Below are 22292 nucleotides of genomic sequence, written 5' to 3'. Positions count from 1 at the left end.
CAGATTAGAAAGTCAGGTCGATACCAAATGAAACAGTACGAGCATATACATCCACATTACCTTGTCCTGTCGCCACTTTGCTTTCCGGATCGAAACCATCTTTCACATTAGAAAATTCAAATAAGTTATCAGCTGCAATATATAAGCGAAGATTCTCAAGAGACGCCTTTTTCAACCATGACTTTGGCAAGGTATATCCTAAAACGATATTCTTAGCTCTGGCATACCAACAATTGTTGATGTTAATGTCATTATACCATTTATAATTCCAGTTATTACGAGCACCATTTCGTGACATGATAGGATAACGCGCATGAGTATTATCTTCAGTCCACGTATTACCCATAAACGTTGCATTCTGATTAGTCCATCCACTATACCATGGTGAAGACATCTGGCCTTCACGAACTACATTTTGCTTGCCTACACCTTGAATAAACATAGAGAAATCAAAGTTTTTATAGTTGGCCCCTAAATTGATACCAAATTGATAATGAGGATTGGCATCACCATAGTAATAAAGGTCATCAGTCGTAATTCTTCCATCTCCGCTAATATCGACTTTTCTTACAGAACCTGGGCATAACTGATCACTGGTTCCTTGAGTAGGATGAATACCACCGGCAGTTTTAGTAATTTCCTTATAGTATGCATCTACTTCTGCTTCATTCTGCAAATAGCCATCAGTCTTATATACATAGATAGCATTCAATGGTTTACCTTCAATAAAAGCACTACCTTTGACTTTATTGTTTACTCCATTACTTATGGCAATAGCGCCATTGTACTCAGTTATCTCTGTTTTAGCATCTGCCAAGGTAAAGCCTACGTTGTAAGTGAAATCTTTTCCAATCTTATCATTCCAATTAAGCATCAATTCCCAACCATTCGCCCTAAAATTACCACTATTGGATTTAGGGGCGGAAGCACCAATTGCGGAAGGGTATGTCATTGAAATAAGCATCCCCTTATTTTCACGAATATAATATTCAAAAGAACCCGTCAGACGATTATTCAAAACTCCAAAATCCAAGCCGAAGTTTGTGGTAGCAACGCGTTCCCAAGAACGATCTGAAGAGGTCATTCCATTTACTCTTGCAGTAGGAACTTTTGTTCCATTAAAACCAAATATAGTTGTTCCTGTGACAATAGAAGATACATAATCATACTCTCCAATACCAGACTGAGAACCTGTTTCTCCATAAGATGCACGAATCTTCAAATTATCGAATATATTCCAGTCTTTAACAAAAGAAAGTTCTGAAAAGCGAACGCCACCTGAAACGCCAGCAAAATTAGCCCAACGATTTTCTTTTGCAAATCTGGAGGAACCATCACGACGGAACAAACCTTCTAATAAATAAATACCTTTATAATCATAGTTCAAACGACTTAAATAAGATATCATACCTACTTCATTACTACCACCCGTAGCCTCTGCCGTTGTTGCATCACCTAAGTTTATATCATCCAAATCATCAACAGTCATATTCTTACGATAGCCATAGTTCTTTTCATAATGCGTCTTCTCTCCCGTCATACCTAACATCAAACCAACAGTGTGATCGGCAAACGAATTATTATAGTTGATGAAAGCGCTATAAGTTTGAAACAGAACCTCTTCGCGAGTATTCTTAACCCAACAATCAGCATCTTTAGTTTCTGTTTTAACAGCACCTGTACCCAAAGAATAATCGGGAAGTCCATCATAGGTTTTAGTTTCTCCTGCCCAGTCGTACATAGTGACATGAGTTTGACGTTCTATCTTCTTATGATGGCGCATACGGATATTCCCACTTCCGGAAATGCTCAATCCTTTTACCAACTTATTTAGATCCAAGGTCATTTTTCCACCGAGTCTTAGAATTTCTTCCGTATTATTATTTCGGCCTCCTTCATCAAGCTTTGCCAATAAGTTATTTCCACCAAATGTGTCATAGTATTGTCCATATTCATTGTACAGCGGGAAAATATAGAAATCCTGAATACCATGTCCGACACCTTGTTGCGGTGTGCTCGTATGACGTTTATCATAGGAGAGATTGAATTCTGTTTTAACCCAATCATTAATCTTATAGTCAACATTAGTACGGAAGTTATATTTTTTCTGTCCATCATAGACTAAATCAATCAACGAACGGTCATTGGCATATCCTAAAGACGTCATGGCCTTAACTTTATCACTACCGCCACTAATGGTTACTGTATGCGACTGTCCCCATGTAGTGCCATACACAGCATCAAACTGGTCGCTTGTCGGATCCAGCACGCGCCACAATCCAGCAACGACTCCTTCATATCTTTCACCGGCTGCCATTGTCCTCCAAATATCTTCAGGCCACATCCACCAGTTCCATTGGGGTTCACCATCCTTCAAATAAGCATAAGCATCATTAGTGGTTGCTTCAATAAGCATTTCAGCCCACTCTTGTCCGCTTGCAACAGGAAAGCGTTTTCCAACAAGGTTGGCATGTACACTACCTGAATAGGTTATTTTAGCCTTACCTTCTTTTCCTCGTTTGGTTGTCACCAAAATAACACCAGCCCCTGCTTTAGTACCGTAAATAGCAGCTGCAGCATCTTTCAACACAGAGATGCTTTCAATATCACTCGGATTGATTTGAGACAATTCCCATGAATATGCCTCTACTCCATCAATTACAATCATTGGTGACATTTCATTCACAGAAATTCCGCCACGCAAAGTAATTGATGTACCCTCATTACCTGGACGAGAGGAACTACGCGTAATAGTCAACCCCGGAATAGTACCTTGCAAAGCTGAAGCTACATCCTGAGTGGCTTTCCCTTTTAAAACCTCATCACCCTTTACCTGAGTAACAGAGCCCGATAGCGTCTGCTTTTTCTGAACACCATAACCTACTACTACTACTTCATCCAACATTTCCGTATCTTCTTGCAAAGTAACCTTTATATTACTTTTTCCTTTCAAGGATATTTCTTGTGTTTTATAACCAATAAAAGACACTTGAAGAACATCTTTAGAAACATTGTTTAAAACAAAATTACCATTAATATCAGTAATCACTCCATTCGTAGTCCCTTTGACCATAACATTGGCACCAATAACAGGTTCACCATTGGCATCTACGACCTGTCCTTTCACAGTACCTACCTGCATAATGGTTTGTACTTCATTCACTTCTGCAAATACAAACTGCGGACTGCCTGCCAACAGGACAGAAGCTGCCATCGCAGAGAAAAGCATTCTCCTTGATTTGAATTTAAAGAATTCATTTTTCATAAACTTGAATTTAAAAATTAACAATATATTTATTCATATACATTGACGAATATATTCACGTATCATTTTTCTACTGGCAAACAAATGATTTTCAACCGTACGAGAAGAAAGATTAAGTATTCGTGATACTTCCGGAAGGGTCTTATTTTCAAAACGAGTCATCATATATACCTTACGGCGCTGTTCTGACAATTGAGCTACTTTTTTCTTTTCGAGAAGCAGCAAATCACGGGTTATAACCTGTTCTTCCGTTTCATTAGTACAGGTTTCTCTTTGATCATATATATAAGAGGTAACTTCCAGTCTTTTATAGTGATGCCGGAAATAATCATATAGCAAGTTACGGGAGATAGTAAATATAAAGTGTTTTATAGTATCAACACGAAGCATTTGTTGATAACCTATCAACCGCACAAAGACATCCTGAACCAAGTCTTCGGCCTCTTCTTTATTTCCTATTTTATAATAGATATAAAGAAAAACTGAACGCTGATATTTCTTATATGAATCTTCTATTAAATGAATACTGCTTGTTTCCATGTCTTTCATTTTAGGATTTCGGGGGTTAATTCATATTGCAAATATAGAGTCCGGATTGCAAGAAAAAAAGCAATTTAACCCTTGAAATATATCACCCTATTGGCTTAAACAAGTAAACACATAAACTACTAATAAACAACTAATTATCATTATCTCCTAAGCGTCTCAAATAATAAATTGAGACGCTTGGAAGGCAAAATCACTCCTCTTTGGCTCTATAATAAGGCATCTAATGAAACCCAAAAACATTTACCGACTTCCAAGAGTACATCTACAGACTATATTGTGATTCATTTGAAAAGTTTCCCCATCCCTGTAACCTGTCTTCTTCGCGGTTCTTTTTACAGATATGAACATCTTCCTTTACCTTATAAGTACATGGTTGTTTCCTCTCGTGAAAAGTCTGTTTACCCCAAATGGTAACTTCATTTACATACCGAGGTAAAGGTCGTTACATACCGAGGTAAAGAGCGTTACAATAAGGGGTAAAGGCCGTTACATCCTGCGGTAAATGCTTTTACATTATGAAGTAAATAAGATGTAAATGCTATTTGTTGATAATCAGTAAACTATCTAAATATTTTAGCAGAGATAGTTCGTTTCTGTAGGGTTATGAGTTGTTCACCACAGATTAACACAGATTTTCACAGAACTTTATTTCTCTGATTTTAAATTGATTAAACTCTGTGAGAATCTGTGTTAATCTGTGGTGAGTAAATTCATTACTGCAGCGGTTTTGAATATTCTTAGGGGAACATCTTGCCAACTCAGCTTAACAAGAGAAATAGAACGAATCACTTCTTACCTTGTTCCAGAGTATTGATATATTCATTAGGCGTCATCCCCGTTGTCTTCTTGAAGTAACGGAAAAAAGATGCACGTGAAATAAAGCCACACTTCTCAATCATGGCACTCAGTGTATATGTTTTATGTTCGCCTTTGTTCACTAAATATTTGAACTCAGCAATGCGATAGTCGTTCACATAATCATAAAAAGTCCTCTTCAAATATTGATTGAATAAATAAGATAATTTATAAGGAGGGACATCCAACGTTTCTGCCAAATCTATGATTTTAAGCTTGGGGTCAATATACGGCTTGTCATTACGCATGATTGCCTTCAAACGTTCTGTCAGCTCCCGGCAATCTTCAACCGTGATATTACAGGATTTATATTTATCGTCCGAAAGAAGCGAATCGTCATTCTCTATTTCTTCACTAATCGCCTCTTCGGATGAAGACAGGAATTGCGGAGTGTCTAAAATCGCTTTCTTTATTCTCCACCTATAAAAGCAATACCCACCTCCCAGTATAACTACTATAACAATTAAAACAGGAATCCAATAAACACCGGCAGAAGATGAGTTATCAAGCAATAAGCAAATCTCAGAATCCGGGTTACCGGCCCGACGCAACTTAAAAACATGTTTGTCCGCAGACATATTATAGAAGGAGATTTTAGATATACCCGACAAAGGAATCCAACGGATATCCTTTCCTTCCATCTTATATTCATAAGACATATATTTCGGATCGGTGTAAGTGAAATCTGAAAAATAGATTGTCACTTCTTCCTTATAAGAATTCAATGCCATCTCATATTCACCTTTTTTTCGCTTTACTGGTGAGGTAAATGAAGTGTTATCAACAGAAACACCAGTAATCTGAAGGGTATAAGGGTACTCTTTAGCATCATTTATTCTCTTGGTATTTGTATAAAATAGTCCCTGAGAGCTCCCAAACCACAGCGTACCATCAATTCCCTTCTTAGGAGGACAGCCCAGAAATATAGATGTAGGAACACCATCGGCAAAGTTATAAGAGACAAAGTTTTCTCCTTTATCATATCGAAACAGTCCATCACTGGTTCCAATCCATAGCCAATGTTCGTCATCTTCAATTATAAATTGCAAGTTCCTTCCGTCTAAAGGAGTATCGGTTATTTCCTTAAACGTCTTCAATATCAAGTCCGATACAAACAACGAACTTTTATCCGGAATAAAATAGAGATTGCGTTGGGAATCCTCATAAATAGCTCTGATCATTTTCTTATGAATGAATCCCTCCGGAAATTTGTCCGTTATCAATCTGTCAGACGAAGATTCAATCAAGCACATTCCGTTTTCCGTGCAAACCCAACCCCTATGAGTGGAATCAAAATAGATTTTATACACATTACCCTCGGGCAACCTTGAATTCTTACTGGTATAATGAAACTTTTGTTCCCCATCTTTATAACAAAAAAGTCCTTCGGATGTCCCTATCCAAAGATTATCCCAATAATCTGAAGTGATTGAGAATACCTGACCATGTATGAAAGGATTCGGAATCTGCGGTTCAAAATCAGAAAGTGTCACCGTTAGAGGATCCAATACATACATACCGCCCCCATAAGTTCCCAAATAATATTTTCCGTTGAAAGCATAACTACACATTATCATTTGAGAACGCAAATGTGAAGACCTGAAATCTTTGCAAATACCTCTTTTCTCATCTATGTAGAATAATCCGTCACGAGTACCTATAAGTTTATCATTCTCTCCAATCTCTATAGCACGGACAGCAAAGTATTTTAAATCTAATTCGGGTAAATGCTGATACACAGAAAATAGCTCGTGCTGATAAAGAGAATAGTCCAGTCCTATTTGAAAAAGTCCTGCCCAGATAATTCCATCCCTATCCACCAGTAACGAATAAACAGAATTAGAACGTAATCCCTCCCGGCTGTTGGGGTCGTGCTGGATTCTCTTTACTATCTTCTTATCTTTAGCAGAAATGAAATAAATGCCATTGCCATTGGTACCTACATAAAGCAAATCATGCTGATCACCAGACAAAGAAGTAATACATCCCAAATCCATATAATACTCAAACCCGCCTGTTTCTGTATCAAAAGCAATAATACCTTTTTCAAGAGTTCCCAGATACAACACGGAACCTATCATATATATATTATTGTATGAGACGCTCAATTCTCCATCCAACGGTTCATAAGCCTTTATAGCTTTGTCTGTCAAAGACATCGAGTAAAGTCCATGTAAAGTGGCAATCCATAAATTCCCTTTGTTATCCAATGCTAATCCCTTAACCGTATTGGCTACTGACAAAATATTAGGGTCAATAAGCACTTGATCTACCTTCGATTCATTGATAATAAACAAACCGGCTTCACCACCAACATATAAATGACCTGCACCATCATGCAAAAGGGAATAAACTTTGCTATTTATTACATCCGGTGCTATCCCTTCCAATTCATCTCCATTAATCCGCCAAAGTCCCGCATTATTTCCAAACCAGACCTCATTATTCGGCATACCCGTAATAACATTTACCTCTTTTTCTTTCTCATTAGTGGCAGAAATAGAGTAATGCTTAAAATGAACACCGTCAAAACGTTCGATAGAGCTACTTGTTCCAAGCCATAAATATCCCGTTGAATCTTTATAAAGAGCATTCACAACCAAATCAGGCAATCCGTCACTCACAGATATACCCCGAAAAGTCTGTGCATGACAATTTAGGGTATATGATAACAGACTAAACAATATATATATTAGAATAGATCTCATAGCACATATTATATCAGATTAATACAACTCGAAACAAAAATACTAAAAAATGATAATTCCCTTCATAAAATCACAAAAGAAAAAAGAAACAAAACATGAATAGCTATAATTTAGCAGAAGACAAGTAATCCAATTTAATATAATTCACCGAACATTCCCACATAGAGAACTGTAATATATAAAAAGGAAACGGTATGACACAGATTAAAATCAAGCGAGTGTATGAAGACCCCGAACCTACAGACGGTTACCGTGTATTGGTAGACCGCCTCTGGCCCCGGGGCATGAAGAAAGAACATCTGAAATATGATGCCTGGGAAAAAGGAATCACCCCTTCATCCGAACTAAGAAAATGGTTCCATGAGAATCCCATAGGAAATTGGGAAGGCTTCTCAGCCATGTACCGTAAAGAACTGGAAACATCGGAGGCAGTACAGGATTTCCTCACAAAAATCAAATCCTATAAAACGGTCACTTTGCTATATGCTTCCAAAGAACCTGTCCGCAACCATGCCCGCATCCTGCAACAGTTTCTTGAAACATATCTTGGAGAATCGTGAATATTCACTATCTTTAAAGAAGACAAGCTGCATCCCAGCATAACTTTTTCATGCAAGCATGAAAGTTATGCATTCGATTTGCATTATCTTTGCAACTGCTGTTCCTCGAAAAAGCGGACAGCATAACCATTTTTCAGAAAGGACCACCATGATAGAGTTGCGAACAGTCAACCTTACCCGTTATATCACCCCTTTGCGTGAAGGCGGCTCATTGCCTGCGCTGGCAGAAGCTGACGACGAATTCAAGTACGTCGTGAAGTTTCGTGGTGCCGGTCACGGTACAAAGGCACTGATTTCCGAGTTGATTGGCGGAGAAGTTGCACGTGTGCTGGGATTCAGAGTACCGGAACTGGTATTCCTGAACCTTGACGAAGCTTTCGGTCGCACCGAAGGAGATGAAGAAATACAGGATTTGTTGCAAGGCAGCCGTGGTCTGAACCTCGGACTGCATTTCTTGTCGGGAGCCCTGACCTTCGACCCCGTGGCAACCAAAGTAGATCCCGATCTGGCTTCCCGCATTGTCTGGCTGGATGCCTACCTCACGAATATAGACCGCACTTTCCGCAACACCAATATGCTGATGTGGCACAAGGAACTCTGGCTGATAGACCAGGGCGCTTCGCTCTACTTCCACCACTCATGGGAGAACTGGGAAAAGCATGCGGTAAGCCCTTTCGCCTATATCAAGAATCATGTATTGCTGCCCGAAGCGTCCCGGCTCGAAGAAGCCGATGTAACTTTACGTACCATGCTGACAGAGGAAAAGCTACAACAGATCGTAGCACTTATCCCTGACGACTGGTTGCATTGGGAGGATACAGATGAGACACCCAACGAAATCAGAGATATTTATACCCGCTTTCTGACCGAAAGACTGGCTCATTCCGAAACATTTGTAAAAGAAGCACAGAATGCAAGGAAAACACTTATATGAATACGCAGTTATCCGCCTAGTACCCAAAGTAGAACGTGAGGAGTTCTTTAATGTGGGCGTCATCCTTTTCTCAAAAAAAGCAGGCTACATCAAGTCCGTTTGCCAGGTAAACGAAGACAAACTGGAGCTATATGTTTCTGAGGTAGACCGAGAATCGGTATTTGCACACTTGGACGTATTTAATAAAATATGTTCGGGAGCCAAAGATGGTGGTCCTATAGCTCAACTCGATGTACCGGAACGTTTTCGTTGGCTGACTGCCGTGAGAAGTTCCTGTATTCAAACGTCCCGTCCACATGCCGGTTTCTCCGACAATTTGGACAGGACGTTAGAAAGATTATTTAAAGAACTGGTTCTATAGGGGAACAGCATACTTCGCTTTCAGCTCTTCCACTCCCATTCCGGTAAAATAGTCTTCAATAAAATCCCAACGCTTCGCATCGTCCATTCCATCCGTCCCGAAGAAGAAGGAAAACAGTGCGATCTGTTCCTGGAACACCTGTTCATTATTCTCGAGAATCAAATTGTGATATTCATCGGAAGATGCGATCTGTTGCAGGCTCTTCGGATCATCGAAACATACCAGCACACAAGGTGTACCCCCTCCTTCGACGCTGAATGAAAGACAGTCGAGCATAGAAAGCAGGTTAAGCAGCATATTCAGATCAGAGAATGGCGTACTGTAAAACAATAAACGATCTCCTTTTTTACCGACAATACGTTGACTGAATAGTTTCTGATAACGGGATAACAAAAGGTCAAACCCTTTTGTCACTGTAAAAGAGAGTTCGTTGGAATCCTTCTTTTTCACACTACTGATATAGCTCACACTGCGTCCCTCTTCTGTACGTGACTCCAGCAACGAGCCAATAAAGCGTTTTGCCGATGGTACATCCATACCATGTTCGGCAAAGACCGCACGCAATTCTTCTTCATCAAAACGTCCTTTTGTCTTCCGTAACTTATCGACAAGCAGAGTCTTCAAGCTATTGAACAGAGCATCCATCCGTTGACGAATTACGGTGGCATCTTCTTTCAACAAAACCTCATGCTTACCAACAGATACTGCACGAGAGCCTTCCCACAATGTTCCACTATTCAGCTTTTGCTTAAATTCCCGATAGCCCAGCTCAGCAAAGCGCTCTTCCCACAGTTTTTCCAGACGTGCTGTGTACACGTCTTCCGTACCTTCCACTTTAGTAAGATACTCCTTGAATTCACGAATAAAAACATCGCCTGTCTTATCCTGGATATATCCTTCCGTCAATAGATTCTGCGGACTGACCTCTAACAACTTCTTTCCGTAACGATGGTTCAAATCATCTTCCAACCATAATAAAGCTGTCTTAATCAACTGTCCCAATTCTGCCTCGTATTCTAGTTTGTTTTTCATCCGCGGCAATTTCACCACAAATTCGAAGTCGGACAAAGACACCAGCATTTCTTGCTTTTCGCCTTTCATCCTATATACTTCCATCAGCTTTTTCAGTATCAACGACAACTGTTCCTGTGCTATATTACCCGCCATATGCAGGCGTTTCATATAATAAAAGTCACGTTCATGATAATCCGTTGCCGAAACGCCATGAATATCCGTATCACGCGCCGCACGTCCTATCTCCTGTATATAATCCACAAAGGTACTGGAAGGTGCCACATGATATACCCGGTCGATGTCGCTGATATCCACACCCATACCGAATGCCTTCGTGGCTACAATCATACGCTTCTCTCCTTCCTTGAACTCCTGTACAATTGCTGCTTTCTGTTCCTTATCCTTCTTACCATAGTAAGAAGCTACCAAACGCCAATCAGCAGGTTGTACCCACGTCTTCAGACGCATATCGATGCCCCCCGCAAAAGGATAATAAAGAATCGTTTTATGCCCGTCGAGGAAATCATCTACACGGCCAGCCACTACACGCTGTTTGGCTTTATCGTACGTTTCGCCTTCTTCTATTTCCATCTGACGGATATCGAATCCGATATTCCTACGTTTCACCGTACCTGCATAGAGTACACACGGTTCCATTTGCAATGAACGAATCGTTTCGAACACCATATCGTTGCCTCCTTTCGGATTCCAGACAGCAGTAGCCGTCAGTGCAAAAAGCGGAAATGCATAGCCCAGACTCTTCTTCAAACCTTGCAGATAACGTCCCAAGAACCAATAATCCACCCGGAACTCTTTCCCCCAAGTAGTTACTGTATGAGCCTCATCCACTACAACCAGACCAATGTGACGCTCACCTGCGAAGTGCTTGATATCATATGAAAGCAATAATTCCGGCGAAAGATAAAACAAGTCCACCTCACCTTCACGCACCTGCCGATATACCTCATTCTTTTGCTCAGGCGATAAATCGGAAGAAGCATACGCTACGCGTGTGTATCCCAAATCTTGTAAACCTTCCACCTGATCCACAATCAATGCCTTCAGAGGAGATACAACAATAGTAAGCAACCCGTATTCATTGCCCAGATAGATACCAGGCAATTGGAACAATAAGGATTTTCCAGCCCCGGTAGGTGCTGTCAGCAGAATATTATCCACATCCGTTTCCCCATTCCGTGCCTTTTCCGCTTCAACAATGACACTTTCTATCAATTGCCCCTGCGAAACGTGGAGCGTCTCTTTCCCCTTGAATAAGTCGTCATACACTTCTAGGTCACGAAATTGTTCGTACCCGTAAGTCCCTTTTAACAGTGTATGCACCGCTTCCCGGCAATCTCCGGGCAAATGCCGTTCTTTCAATTCCGGCAAGCGGCGTACCGTTTCTTCTTGTGTTTCAGTCATAATGGAACAAATATAAAAAAGAGGCAATCCATTAACCTGTCGAAAACAGATTTTACGGACTACCTCTTTCTATGTGTTAACTACCTCGTATCCCCTTAGGTATGGCAAGGCTTTAAAAAGCGTATCTAATACTCTTCTTCGTTAAAGAAGAAATCCTCTTTGCTCGGATAGTCGGGCCATATATCTTCGATGCTCTCATAAATATCGCCTTCATCTTCCATTTCTTGCAAATTTTCAATCACTTCAAGCGGAGCGCCCGAACGTATGGCATAATCGATTAATTCATCCTTGGTTGCCGGCCAGGGAGCATCTTCCAGTTTAGATGCTAATTCCAATGTCCAATACATAAGTCCTAAGTATTAAAATTGTGAATATTAAGTCCTACTTTCTATTTTTCGGCAAAAGTATAATAAAATCTCTCACTTACAACTATTATCCCAAAATATTTCATCTTTTTTCTCATCCCGGTTGATTTTCCGTGACAAGACAAACAAATAATCAGACAAACGGTTCACATAAGCAAGTAATTCAGGAGCTACTTCGCATTGTTCAGCCAAGACCAGGATACGTCGTTCAGCCCTGCGGCAAACTGTGCGGCAAACATGACAAACCGATGCTCCGCGACTGCCGCCCGGCAATATAAAAACATGTAACGGGGGAAGTAGGTTATCAAGCCGGTCTATTTCCCGTTCGATACGCTCTATCTCTTCCGGATGAATGACACTGGCACATTTCAAGTCCGTTTTTTCCAGATCGGTAGCAAGATTGGAACCCACTGCAAAAAGACGATCCTGGATATGGCGTACAAGCATCTGATCCGCTTCATCGGACAAATAAGTGATAAGCACTCCCAAGTTAGCGTTCAACTCGTCTACTGTGCCGTATGCTTCCAGACGAACGTGGGTTTTAGGAACCCGGGTACCGCCTACCAACGAAGTGGTACCTTTATCACCGGTTTTAGTATATATTTTCATAAGCGATTAGTGTTTAGTGATTAGAGATTGACTCCAATTACCTATTCAAACGCCTAAAGATAATCAAAAGTTGACAATATAGTCTTGTTTTATCTTTGTTTTATCAAAGAATAGGATGCCAAGGTCATAAAGGTCGAATGTAATACCTACATGTTCATCCTGCTGCATGCGTTTCCAAAGGGCTTTCATCTGCGGAGTGTAGCAGATTCCTTCGACCACAAAAGCAGAGCTGCGTACAGTGCGTGCAGCACAGATACGGAATACTTCCTCCACAAATTCCGGGTGACGGTAGTCATGCAGATAAAGAAAGCCAACTGGTACTCCGGCTTCCAGAAATAGCTCGGAAAGTTCAAAAGCAGATGTATAGTCGGCCCCTTCCTTACCGGCTTTCAGGTAAAGGGAAGAAGCAGCAAGAGTACCGGCATCCACTATCGTATCGGGCTGGATATAATTCACCAACCGGAACAAAAGGCGTTTCACCTTTTTCGACTCATACTTCCAACGCCCGTCTTTTTGAGGTGCCAACTTCTTTTGTTCTGCCGCCAAGTCTTTATACTTATAATAAGGAGTATTTTCATAAATCACCTGTGTAATCAGGTTGAAAGCAAAAGGAGAATGCACTCCGTAACCGCAACGATGACGGAAACGGCGCAACCAGATAAAAGGACGTTTCAGAGCTAATGTGATACGGTTCATAATACACAAATCTTTTATTGGCCACAAAGATAGATAAAATCGGAAGAAAAGTAAGTCATTCCAATAGGCAAGACAAATCTTCGGGACACTATTTAGTTAAGTTTCACGAAAGGGAAAAAGGGATTCCCCCTCTTCCCCAATCCACCTATTTATCCTAACGGATCATCTTCAATACCGCCGTCGCCAGAGTCACTTCCGTCCGGCTTCACGACCGTACCTTTAGCCACAGTCCCCTTACCCGGCTCCAGCCTTTCCACACTTGCCTTACCAAGCATATCCTTAAAATAGCTTCCCGGATAGAAAATGATTTTTCGACGATACACCGTATTAGCATCCACATCTCCCGCTCCCGCCTGGCTTTTCGCGTTCAGTCCGGGACGGAAACAGCCGAAGTCTCCTAGCTGCACGGAATATCCTTTATCCAAATCCATATTTAGGGTATCTATTAACCCGTCAATTACCATCTTCACCACACCACGCGGTGCCATACTCACTTTCTGCACTTCTTCACAGAGCTTATCAAATTTCACCAAGCCCAACACTTTGGTTTGAGCTACAAATTTCTCAGTATTAGTTTTATCAAAACCAAACACCACCTTCTTTACTTCATACTTAATTGCCATAATCTTTGTTGTTTTAATGATTAATAATATGTATATTCATTTTCTCTTATCTTATCCCGAAACACGAAGTCTTTTACTGTGAGGCCTCAACAGACAGACGTTCTGTTTCTCAGATTCGATGTTGCAAAGTTAGGGTGAGAAGTATGAGAAAGCAAGAAAACAGCATCTACCAAGCAATTTCATAAAACACTAATAAACAACACATTATCAAAAAGCAATCTCTACAACGGAGAAATGAAAAGGAAAGTAGAAAAAGCAGGAAAATAAAGGATTAGATAATGATCTCTACAAGCCTGGGCCCTAAAGCATTGAAAATGAAAGCAAGGGATTTAAAGCATCTCTACAAACAAAGTAGATTTCGCAAAAAAGGAAAGGAGTCCAGCGACTCCTTTCCCATCAGACAATCTCTTTCGGTTTATAACCTCCGGACTTTAAGCCCCGAAAGAACCGGTTTGCCTTGCAACGGCGTAAAACGTATATCAATACATCCATCATTATTGTTCACTATATAGCGTCGACGGCATGCGTTGAGATAACGGTTGTTATCGGCGGGAGAAAAATTCTGCTCCACAACCTCACCGCAAATGGTGATGTCGAACCGCTTGGACGCGGGACTTATCCGTTCATCTCCCTTGCCCAGCAGATTGGCCTGCTGCCGGGCCGGCCGGCTAACATCTGCCATCAACAGCTCCACCTCATAAGTTCCGGCAGGAGCGTCAATCTTATACTCCGTGATATCCTCCATCCATGTCTGATAGACTGGTCCATCTACAGTATTATAAATTTCAGAGGTAGTGCTGCGCCCTTTACCGTTCACATATCCCCATTCCCCGGCAGTATAAGGACGGTCCGGTAACCATGTCAAGTGACTGACATCTGAAATGAAATAACAATTACTGCCAACGTTTACTGCAAATTCGTCCCCTTGATGCAAGTCAGGAAAAAGAGCGAGCGTCATTATCATCACATCTTCTACAAGCACTCCGTTCCTATAACCTCTGGCCACCAACGAGGAACTTCCTTCCGGCAACTTTACGCGAAATATAGTATTATAATTGGATGTACACTGCTTGCCGCAAGATACACCGTTCAGGATAAGCTCCACCTCATCCAGATTGGTATAAATCTTGATGGGATGTTCTTCTTCGGCTTTTCCTGTCCGTAAAGCCCAATCGCGGCTTGCTATATGCAACACCGGTACGTCCTTACGCCACATAGCCTTAAAATAGTAAGCTATATCTTTTGGAGTCCGGTCATTATAGAAAAGCCCCTTATTGTTGACACGAGGCATAGATTCCTGACGGGCGGCCACGTTGAAATCGACGTACCCCCAATAAGCACATCCGGCAATGTAGTCATTATTTTCAATATAAGGCAGATAGTGCTCGATATATTCCTGCTGATATTCCATACTGAAATCGAATGGACGACCCTTAACCGAGTGAATACGCTTGTCTGAACCCGCCCCCCATTCGCTCACAATAATGGGACGATGCGGATAACGCGCGTGCTGATCTTCCAGCCACTGTTCAAAATGAGGCAACTCACCGAAATACCATCCCTGATAGAGATTCCATCCGGCCACGTCTCCCAGTGCAAGTCCAATCGTGTTGTAAAGGTCGGAACCGTGGAATGCCATGACGCTCACACGCGAAGGATCCTCTTCTTTCAAACGCTTTTCTAACCGCTGCGCCAGCTTGACAGTACGATCTCTTACTGCCGGCCACTCCGGTTTATCCGGTGTAGGAGCAATCAGTAATATTTCATTCATATACCCCCACGCCATGATACAGGGATGGTTGTAATGTTGCCGAATCATCTCCACCAGGTTCATCTCACAATGGTCATCATATCCCGGCGTATCAGGTACGATGTCAATAATGGGAATCTCCTCCCAAGCCAGCAAGCCCAGTTCATCACATGCATCCAGCAAAGCGTCATCCTGCGGATAATGGGATATACGGATAAAATTGCATCCTATTTCTTTTATCTGCCTTATGTCACGGCGGTTCACTTCGTCGTCTATAGCCACTCCTACAGGTGCCTGGTCCTGATGGCGGTTCACCCCACGCAGCTTATAAGGTTTCCCATTCAGACTGAATCCCTTGTCTGCATCAAACGAAAACCATCTGAAACCTATCTTATTAGAAATCTCATCCAAGACTTCACCGGTTTTGGCATTCACAATGGCGGTAACAACGCGATACAGTGTCGGCATTTCCGGTGTCCACAATTGAGGATTGTCTATTACATCAGATTTATATTCCACAGTCGCTGTTTCTCCCGCCTTCAGTAAAAAAGGCTGTGCATTCGTCTGAAGCAGTTTTCCCTGGGCGTCATAAATGCGGTTTTGCATCTTCAGACGTATCCTTGAGTCGGCATCATTAGTCACCTCCGCTTTTACCTGCACTACTCCTTCTCGTTCGTTGGCAACGGGGGTACTGACAAATACACCGGTCGATCCGTAGTTCGCCATGTTGAAATGCTGTTCCGAAGTGGTTATAAGCCATACATCTCGGTAGATTCCTCCCCAGAAAGTGAAGTCCGCCCAAAGCGGCGTAATGTCTCGTCGAGCATTATCAACAGTAATTTCTATCTCATTGTTCTCCCTTATAAGCCCGGTAACATCCAAAATGAAAGCCGAATACCCTCCGGCATGACTACCAGCCACCTGTCCGTTGACTTTTACGTCGGCAGCTTTACTCGCGGCATCTATTTTCAGATAATAACGTTTAGTGGGGGCTATCTCTGGGAGTGACAACTTTTTGCGATATTCACCCTTACCTTGATAATAATTTCTTTGAGAATAGGCATCAAGATTAAATGTATGGGGCAGATTGATGGGCTGCCACTGTGTTTCTCCATCCTTACGGAAGTCCCAACCATCATTAATGGTTTTCATCATCCTTTGCGCCGAGGCAGAGAAAGTGAAAAAAGCCAGGCTTACCAGAATCAGGAAAGCCTTTCTTGTCAAAAGACATAAAGCGATGTGCATGTTCATAATTGATATTTAAATAATCAAAAAACAGACTAGTTCTCATCAGCCACCGCTTCTTCCCAGGTTTCCCATTTCTCCACATTGGGGTCATATCCGTCGTAACCCGGATTTTGGCTAAGTTTTCCCAAGCGATTGGCGTCAATGGCCTTTTGAGGAATAGGCCAGTTAATATTGTGCTTGCCCATGGTATACTTGCGACCTCTGATATTGGCTCCAGTATCCTTATTATAATAGTTGTTGTAGTTAGTGATACGGTGAAACCAGAAGCTGTCCTCATGCAAGTACTCTTTATCATAAGTTTTGCCTTCATTATCGGGTTTGCCGCTGAGAGCAAGGCAATAAGAGATACGACTCAGTTCAGTGAAACGCCACTCTTCCATGTAAAGCTCACGGGCACGTTCATCCACGATGTCATCAATATCAACCGTAGTATAAAGTTGCTGACATTTAGCACGTTTACGCACAGCATTGACATCATCTACAGCAGTAGCATCTCCCAGATAATATTTGGCTTCGGCACGGAGCAGATAAGTTTCCGCGAGCCGATAGCAGTAAAAGTCAGCATAGCCACCACCATTGTATTGATTGGCAGAAGGCGTTTCATCTTCGGGAGATTCGGACCAAACCTTATAATGGGGCCAATCAAACCAGCACCGAATTGTATCGGAACAGAGCACTTGGGTGCCACCATCCTCGTCGACCCAACTGAAACGGACATTTTCTCCGTGATATTTAGTGTTCGGACGGTTATATCTCAAATCTTCCATACGCACCCAGTTGCCTACAGTATGACTATGGCGCAGGTCCCCCTCATCATTCACCCCATTAACATACCACAGAGAGTTTTCGGCAAAGTAAGTGGGACGTACAACTGCCTGCCCGCGTCCGAAAGCACGGTTGAAATCCAAATTATCTTTATAATCCGGATTGTTCAAAGCAAAGTTATCCACAGCTCTCACATTATCGGGAGTTTTAATCTCATCAGCATTCCATCTGGGAACCAAGTTACGCATAGTACGGGTGCGAATACCTGAATCAGTGCCGTAACGGTTGGGCAGAACAAGGATGGCCTCTTTGTTAGCGGCAATAGCTTTGTTTCCACCTTGGTGTAAATTCCAAATAACATTGTTGGTAATATTCCATGTTTTAGGATTAGGATTGGAAAAAGTCCCGAACTCATCCTGCATCAATGAGTAGCCTGACTGATCGATGAGGATATCGGCTTGTTCCTTAGCTTTCTGAAAATCACCGTTAGCAAGGTAACATTTAATAAGCAATTGGCGGCATGCCCCTTTGTTGATCATACCGATATAAGTCATATCCTTTTGGTCGGGAACATTCTGTACAGCAAACTCCATATCTTGCACCATACGCTTGATGATGGCCTCGCGCTTGGTGCTTTTATAGTCTTGCTTGGGAGACTCTATAATTTTAGAAACAAAAGGTACGTCACCGAATTGGAAACAAAGATTCATATACCGGTAAGCACGATGAAAATAGGCACGCCCGAGAAATTCATTCCTGGTGGTTTCATCCAATCCCTCCACCTTATCAATATAGCTGATAACAGTATTGGCATACTTAATGCCGTTGTAAGTCTCCCCCCAAAAGATGACCAGACGATTCTGGTCAAAATTATACCAACCGTCAGTAGGTGTAAAACGTTCGTTTATGTCACAAAAAGCAAGTTGGTCATCCGTTTTACCAGCTACCGTTAAATCAGAGAAAAGATACTCACTCATCAAAGGCAACATCAAGTCACAAGCTTCCGTATTTGTCCAATAAGTACGAAGTGCCTTGTCTGCCGAAGCTAAAGCAGCATTCAGACCATCCACTGTATTGAATGTTACAGTCGGTTCGTAAAGAGAGAGGGGATCCGGTTTCAGGAAATCATCGGAACATCCTGTAAAAAGCGCAGATACGCATGTAATCCCCAGCAACAATTTGAATTGATTTATATAGTTTTTCATATTTCTTTCTTTTTAAAATGTTAAGTTTATACCCAAAGAGTAAGTTCGTGGTGCAATATCTCCGGTTTCAGGATCTCCATATTCCCATTCCTTGCTCCAAGTGGCTACATTGCGCACGGTGGCGAATACTTTGGCGCTCTGAATCTTGTACTTAGATAAGAAAGCTTCCGGAACATTATAAGCCACCGAGATGTTTTCCAGGCGAATAAACGAACGGTCAACGACTCTGCTTGGTGCTGCAAGTCCCGTAGGCCCTTGTGCTGAAAGGCGGGCGTATGTATTGGAAGGATTATCCACTGTCCAATAATTCTTGACATAAATATTCTGGCAGTTGGTAATCTGCGAATAATTATTGTCATTGTTCAGATAATTACTGTCCAGACTCTTGTGCCCCATGTAAGAGTAGAGATTGAAAGAAAAACTCCAGTTCTTATAAAGCGTAAAGTTGTTTCGCATGGACCAATGGATAGGAGGCGTAGTCTCACCCAAAAACTGCTTGTCGTTATTGTTGTATACGGCAGTAGTAGTTCCATCTGCATTCTTACGGTCATCCGCAGTGTAATGATTGGCTACTTTCGGATCACCGGGTTTTTGTCCATACTTAGCGGCTTCTTCCACTTCATTCACCTGCCAGATACCGGTCACTTCATAATCCCAGATAGCACTTATGGGATGTCCGATAAACCATTTATTGTCCACATCATCTCTTTCCTTAGTAATGGTATTGCCGGCTGCATCCACAATCGTTTCATATTCACCATACAGTTTCTTTATTTCATTTTTATTACGAGAAAAAGAGAAAGAAGTATTCCATTCAAAGTTTTTTGTCTCAATGTTGCGCGTATTGAGTGAAATTTCAAAGCCCCGGTTTTCCACTCGTCCCAAATTTGTGGTAATGGAAGCGAATCCTGTGAAATCAGGTAAGGACTGGTTCATAATCATGTCCGTAGTAGGCATTATGTAGTATTCCAAGCTAGCATTGATACGTCCTCTCAGGAAACTGAGATCTAAACCGACATTCCAAGAGGTAGTCTTCTCCCACTGCAAACCGGTATTGGGCAAACGGTCTACAAAGAGATATTTCATATCCAGCAGTGCACCTGTAGTAGAATTTATGTATCCCTGAGAATATTTCCCAAGTGCCAGGTTAGCCAATGCAATATAAGAGTTCGCCAAACTCCGGTTACCGTTCTGTCCAAAAGAAACACGCAATTTACCAGAATCCAATACCTCACCCCACTTCCAGAAATCCTCATTGGTGAACGTCCACGCCAGTGCTCCGGAAAGGAAATTAGCATACGGATTGGTCGTACCGAAAGCAGAATATCCATCACGCCGGAAAGAGAATGTACCCATATACTTATCATTATACGAATAGAACAAGCGTGCCAAATAGCCGCAAGCAGTCTCGCGGTTATCGGTAGAACGGAAATCGCTCAAGCTCTTGTCTCCATTGGCTGTACCGTGAAAGCCCAATGCCTCAGAAGGCAGAATATTACGAGCTTGAATACGATCCGCCCACGACTGACGCTCTTCGGCTTCCTGCACCAAAGTCAGAATTGTGTGATGTTTTTCTGCGAAAGTATAATCCCATGTGATAGTGTTATTCAATGACCAGTCAAAACGCTTGCTTTGTTCACGGTTCACGCGGTCTTCTGTTTCGGCCTGCCAGTCAGGATGTTCCGATGACCTATAGTAACGGTCATAGAAATATTGCAGACGCGGTGCCGCATTAAATGAATAAGTGATGCCGAAAGGCAACGTCAACTTGGCTGTCAGAATGGTGTTCAGTACGGTAAATCCCTTTTCCAAATCAAGATACTGACGGTCAAAATCAAAATTATATCCTTTCCAATAGGCATTCTCTCCTTGAGGATGCGCCACAAGCTCCCCTGCTTCGTTATAGGGAGTGGCAAAAGGGCTGTTACTTGTTATCTGCCTGTACCAGTCTACGGCAATGTCACCGTCCGAACGGTTCTGGAAATTGACGTTAGCTCCCACACTGAACCAGTCCGTCACTTTGGCATCCAACTTCATGTTGGCACGAATAGCGTTATACTCGTTTCCACGTACTATGCCTTCGTTGGAGAGGTATCCCAATGAGAGATAATAGTTCACTCTTTCAGTCATTCCGCTGATGCTTACATTATAGTCCTGGTTCAATCCCGTTTGGAAAGAATGGTCATACCAGTCAAAGGTTTTTCCGGAGAGGAAGTTGGCAAGCGTCACTTCACTCGCATTAAGTCCAATACGTCTTGCCCAGATTTCATCACTGCTCATACCGGCATCCTGAGTCGTCTGGTTTCTCCATGCATCCATAGTAAGTCCATACTTTCCCAAGTTAGTATCTGTCGGACGGTCAAAATATCCCGCAGGGCGACCTCCTGTCTGATAAGCCTCATATTTTCCGGTAGATGGATTTACCCCATACGTATCTGTCGTATAAAAATCCCTGCGATAGTTCAGATACCCATCCGCATCGTATACCTTCCGGCCATCCGCGCGGGTAGCCCACCCTACGTTAGCACTGAAACTGATCACAGGCTTCTCTGACTTCCCTTTCTTGGTCGTCACAATAACAACACCATTGGCCGCCTTCGCACCATACACGGCAGCCGATGAAGCATCTTTCAGCACATCTATCTGCGCTATATCATTGGGGTTGATTTCGGAGAGTTCACCATAAAACATCATGCCATCCAGAATGATGAGCGGGTCATTATGACCTCCGTCAGAATATACGGAACGTTGGCCGCGTATACTCATGGATCCGCCTCCTTTAGCCGATTTATCGAAACCTACATTCAAACCGGCAGTTCCACGCAATACGTCTTGCACAGTCTTAGGAGCCTCATTTGCCAATGCATCCGGACGAACTTGAGTTACTGAACCCGTAAGGTCTTTCTTACGCATCGTGCCATATCCTATCACTACAACCTCATCTAGCATCTCAGAGTCTTCCAGTAATTCAACAGTCATCGTTGTTTTGTCCGAGGATAGAAGAATCTCCTGCGTCTTATAACCTATATAAGAGACAACCAATGTCTCTCCTTTCAACGCTTTAATCGAGAAGTTACCGTCAATATCCGTCACCGTTCCATTAGCACTTCCCTTCAGCAAGATTGTAACTCCAATCAACGGTTCCTTTTTACTATCCAACACTCTGCCCGTAATGGCAAGCTGTTGGGAATACCCGCTTACAACTCCTATAAACAGGAGAGCAAACCACATCAAAAATCTGTGTTTTTCCATATCATTAAATTATTAAATAAAAAAATAGTTATTCTGTCATTCCGAAAACAAATCCCATTCCCCTAAATAATCTTATAAATAACCATCCCCATACTTTTTTTCCCGTCTCTT

15 protein-coding genes are annotated in these 22292 nt (G+C 42.1%); 4 read left to right on the top strand and 11 right to left on the bottom strand.

Going from position 1 to position 22292, the window contains the following annotated elements:
- Nucleotides 1-4 precede the first annotated feature (4 nt).
- Nucleotides 5-3265 (bottom strand): TonB-dependent receptor, encoded by a 3261-nt coding sequence (locus DW182_RS05615; protein ID WP_118294926.1) that lies wholly within the window; start codon nt 3263-3265, stop codon nt 5-7.
- Between the two features lie 33 nt (nt 3266-3298).
- Entirely contained in the window at nt 3299-3814 is a 516-nt protein-coding gene (locus tag DW182_RS05610; RefSeq protein WP_118294925.1) for a sigma-70 family RNA polymerase sigma factor, read from the bottom strand.
- A gap of 168 nt (nt 3815-3982) precedes the next feature.
- On the opposite strand from DW182_RS05610, the gene DW182_RS22250 reads away from it, so the two are divergent.
- On the top strand, nt 3983-4228 hold the full coding sequence (locus tag DW182_RS22250; protein ID WP_147400112.1) for a hypothetical protein: 246 nt from the start codon (nt 3983-3985) through the stop codon (nt 4226-4228).
- 371 nt (nt 4229-4599) lie between these two features.
- Here the strand turns inward: DW182_RS22250 and DW182_RS05605 are convergent, their stop codons facing one another.
- Nucleotides 4600-7377 carry a two-component regulator propeller domain-containing protein gene (locus DW182_RS05605; protein ID WP_118294924.1) on the bottom strand — a complete coding sequence of 926 codons (2778 nt, stop codon included), beginning with the start codon at nt 7375-7377 and terminating at the stop codon, nt 4600-4602.
- 194 nt (nt 7378-7571) lie between these two features.
- Here DW182_RS05605 and DW182_RS05600 point away from each other — a divergent pair, with 194 nt between their 5' ends.
- From DW182_RS05600 to DW182_RS05590, 3 genes are all read left to right on the top strand, one after another.
- Entirely contained in the window at nt 7572-7937 is a 366-nt protein-coding gene (locus tag DW182_RS05600; protein WP_118294923.1) for a DUF488 domain-containing protein, read from the top strand.
- A 151-nt stretch (nt 7938-8088) separates the two neighbouring features.
- Nucleotides 8089-8871: a HipA family kinase gene (locus DW182_RS05595; protein ID WP_118294990.1), complete on the top strand. Its 783-nt coding sequence runs from the start codon at nt 8089-8091 to the stop codon at nt 8869-8871.
- Nucleotides 8849-9232 (top strand): DUF3037 domain-containing protein, encoded by a 384-nt coding sequence (locus DW182_RS05590; protein WP_118294922.1) that lies wholly within the window; start codon nt 8849-8851, stop codon nt 9230-9232. The genes DW182_RS05595 and DW182_RS05590 overlap by 23 nt, the downstream gene beginning before the upstream one ends.
- Here DW182_RS05590 and DW182_RS05585 read toward each other — a convergent pair.
- From DW182_RS05585 to DW182_RS05550, 8 genes are all read right to left on the bottom strand, one after another.
- Entirely contained in the window at nt 9227-11668 is a 2442-nt protein-coding gene (locus DW182_RS05585) for a helicase-related protein (RefSeq protein ID WP_118294989.1), read from the bottom strand. The genes DW182_RS05590 and DW182_RS05585 overlap by 6 nt on opposite strands.
- 125 nt (nt 11669-11793) lie before the next feature.
- Nucleotides 11794-12015: a DUF2795 domain-containing protein gene (locus DW182_RS05580; RefSeq protein WP_007212024.1), complete on the bottom strand. Its 222-nt coding sequence runs from the start codon at nt 12013-12015 to the stop codon at nt 11794-11796.
- Nucleotides 12016-12087: 72 nt separating this feature from the next.
- Nucleotides 12088-12642 carry a cob(I)yrinic acid a,c-diamide adenosyltransferase gene (locus tag DW182_RS05575; protein WP_118294921.1) on the bottom strand — a complete coding sequence of 185 codons (555 nt, stop codon included), beginning with the start codon at nt 12640-12642 and terminating at the stop codon, nt 12088-12090.
- 63 nt (nt 12643-12705) lie between these two features.
- Complete coding sequence (locus DW182_RS05570) at nt 12706-13338, bottom strand: hypothetical protein (protein ID WP_118294920.1); 633 nt, start codon at nt 13336-13338, stop codon at nt 12706-12708.
- A gap of 149 nt (nt 13339-13487) precedes the next feature.
- Entirely contained in the window at nt 13488-13961 is a 474-nt protein-coding gene (locus DW182_RS05565) for a DsbA family protein (protein WP_118294919.1), read from the bottom strand.
- A 415-nt stretch (nt 13962-14376) separates the two neighbouring features.
- Entirely contained in the window at nt 14377-16962 is a 2586-nt protein-coding gene (locus DW182_RS05560) for a glycoside hydrolase family 2 TIM barrel-domain containing protein (protein WP_118294918.1), read from the bottom strand.
- Nucleotides 16963-16991: 29 nt separating this feature from the next.
- Nucleotides 16992-18929, bottom strand: coding sequence for a RagB/SusD family nutrient uptake outer membrane protein (locus DW182_RS05555; RefSeq protein ID WP_118294917.1), 1938 nt, complete (start codon nt 18927-18929; stop codon nt 16992-16994).
- 12 nt (nt 18930-18941) lie between these two features.
- Nucleotides 18942-22181, bottom strand: coding sequence for a SusC/RagA family TonB-linked outer membrane protein (locus DW182_RS05550; protein ID WP_118294916.1), 3240 nt, complete (start codon nt 22179-22181; stop codon nt 18942-18944).
- Nucleotides 22182-22292: the final 111 nt, after the last annotated feature.

It is taken from the genome of Bacteroides sp. AM16-24 (assembly GCF_003471885.1).
In the GTDB taxonomy this organism is placed as follows: Bacteria; Bacteroidota; Bacteroidia; order Bacteroidales; family Bacteroidaceae; genus Bacteroides.
Note: the sequence above shows the minus strand (reverse complement) of the source record. Positions and strands in the feature narration are given on the sequence as shown.

Coding starts and splice junctions, on each gene's coding strand:
- DW182_RS05600 (WP_118294923.1), top strand. CDS start 7,572: ATGACACAGATTAAAATCAAGCGAGTGTATGAAGACCCCGAACCTACA.
- DW182_RS05585 (WP_118294989.1), bottom strand. CDS start 11,668: ATGACTGAAACACAAGAAGAAACGGTACGCCGCTTGCCGGAATTGAAA.
- DW182_RS05610 (WP_118294925.1), bottom strand. CDS start 3,814: ATGAAAGACATGGAAACAAGCAGTATTCATTTAATAGAAGATTCATAT.
- DW182_RS05560 (WP_118294918.1), bottom strand. CDS start 16,962: ATGAACATGCACATCGCTTTATGTCTTTTGACAAGAAAGGCTTTCCTG.
- DW182_RS05565 (WP_118294919.1), bottom strand. CDS start 13,961: ATGGCAATTAAGTATGAAGTAAAGAAGGTGGTGTTTGGTTTTGATAAA.
- DW182_RS05550 (WP_118294916.1), bottom strand. CDS start 22,181: ATGGAAAAACACAGATTTTTGATGTGGTTTGCTCTCCTGTTTATAGGA.
- DW182_RS05555 (WP_118294917.1), bottom strand. CDS start 18,929: ATGAAAAACTATATAAATCAATTCAAATTGTTGCTGGGGATTACATGC.
- DW182_RS05580 (WP_007212024.1), bottom strand. CDS start 12,015: ATGTATTGGACATTGGAATTAGCATCTAAACTGGAAGATGCTCCCTGG.
- DW182_RS05615 (WP_118294926.1), bottom strand. CDS start 3,265: ATGAAAAATGAATTCTTTAAATTCAAATCAAGGAGAATGCTTTTCTCT.
- DW182_RS05590 (WP_118294922.1), top strand. CDS start 8,849: ATGCAAGGAAAACACTTATATGAATACGCAGTTATCCGCCTAGTACCC.
- DW182_RS05575 (WP_118294921.1), bottom strand. CDS start 12,642: ATGAAAATATATACTAAAACCGGTGATAAAGGTACCACTTCGTTGGTA.
- DW182_RS05605 (WP_118294924.1), bottom strand. CDS start 7,377: ATGAGATCTATTCTAATATATATATTGTTTAGTCTGTTATCATATACC.
- DW182_RS05570 (WP_118294920.1), bottom strand. CDS start 13,338: ATGAACCGTATCACATTAGCTCTGAAACGTCCTTTTATCTGGTTGCGC.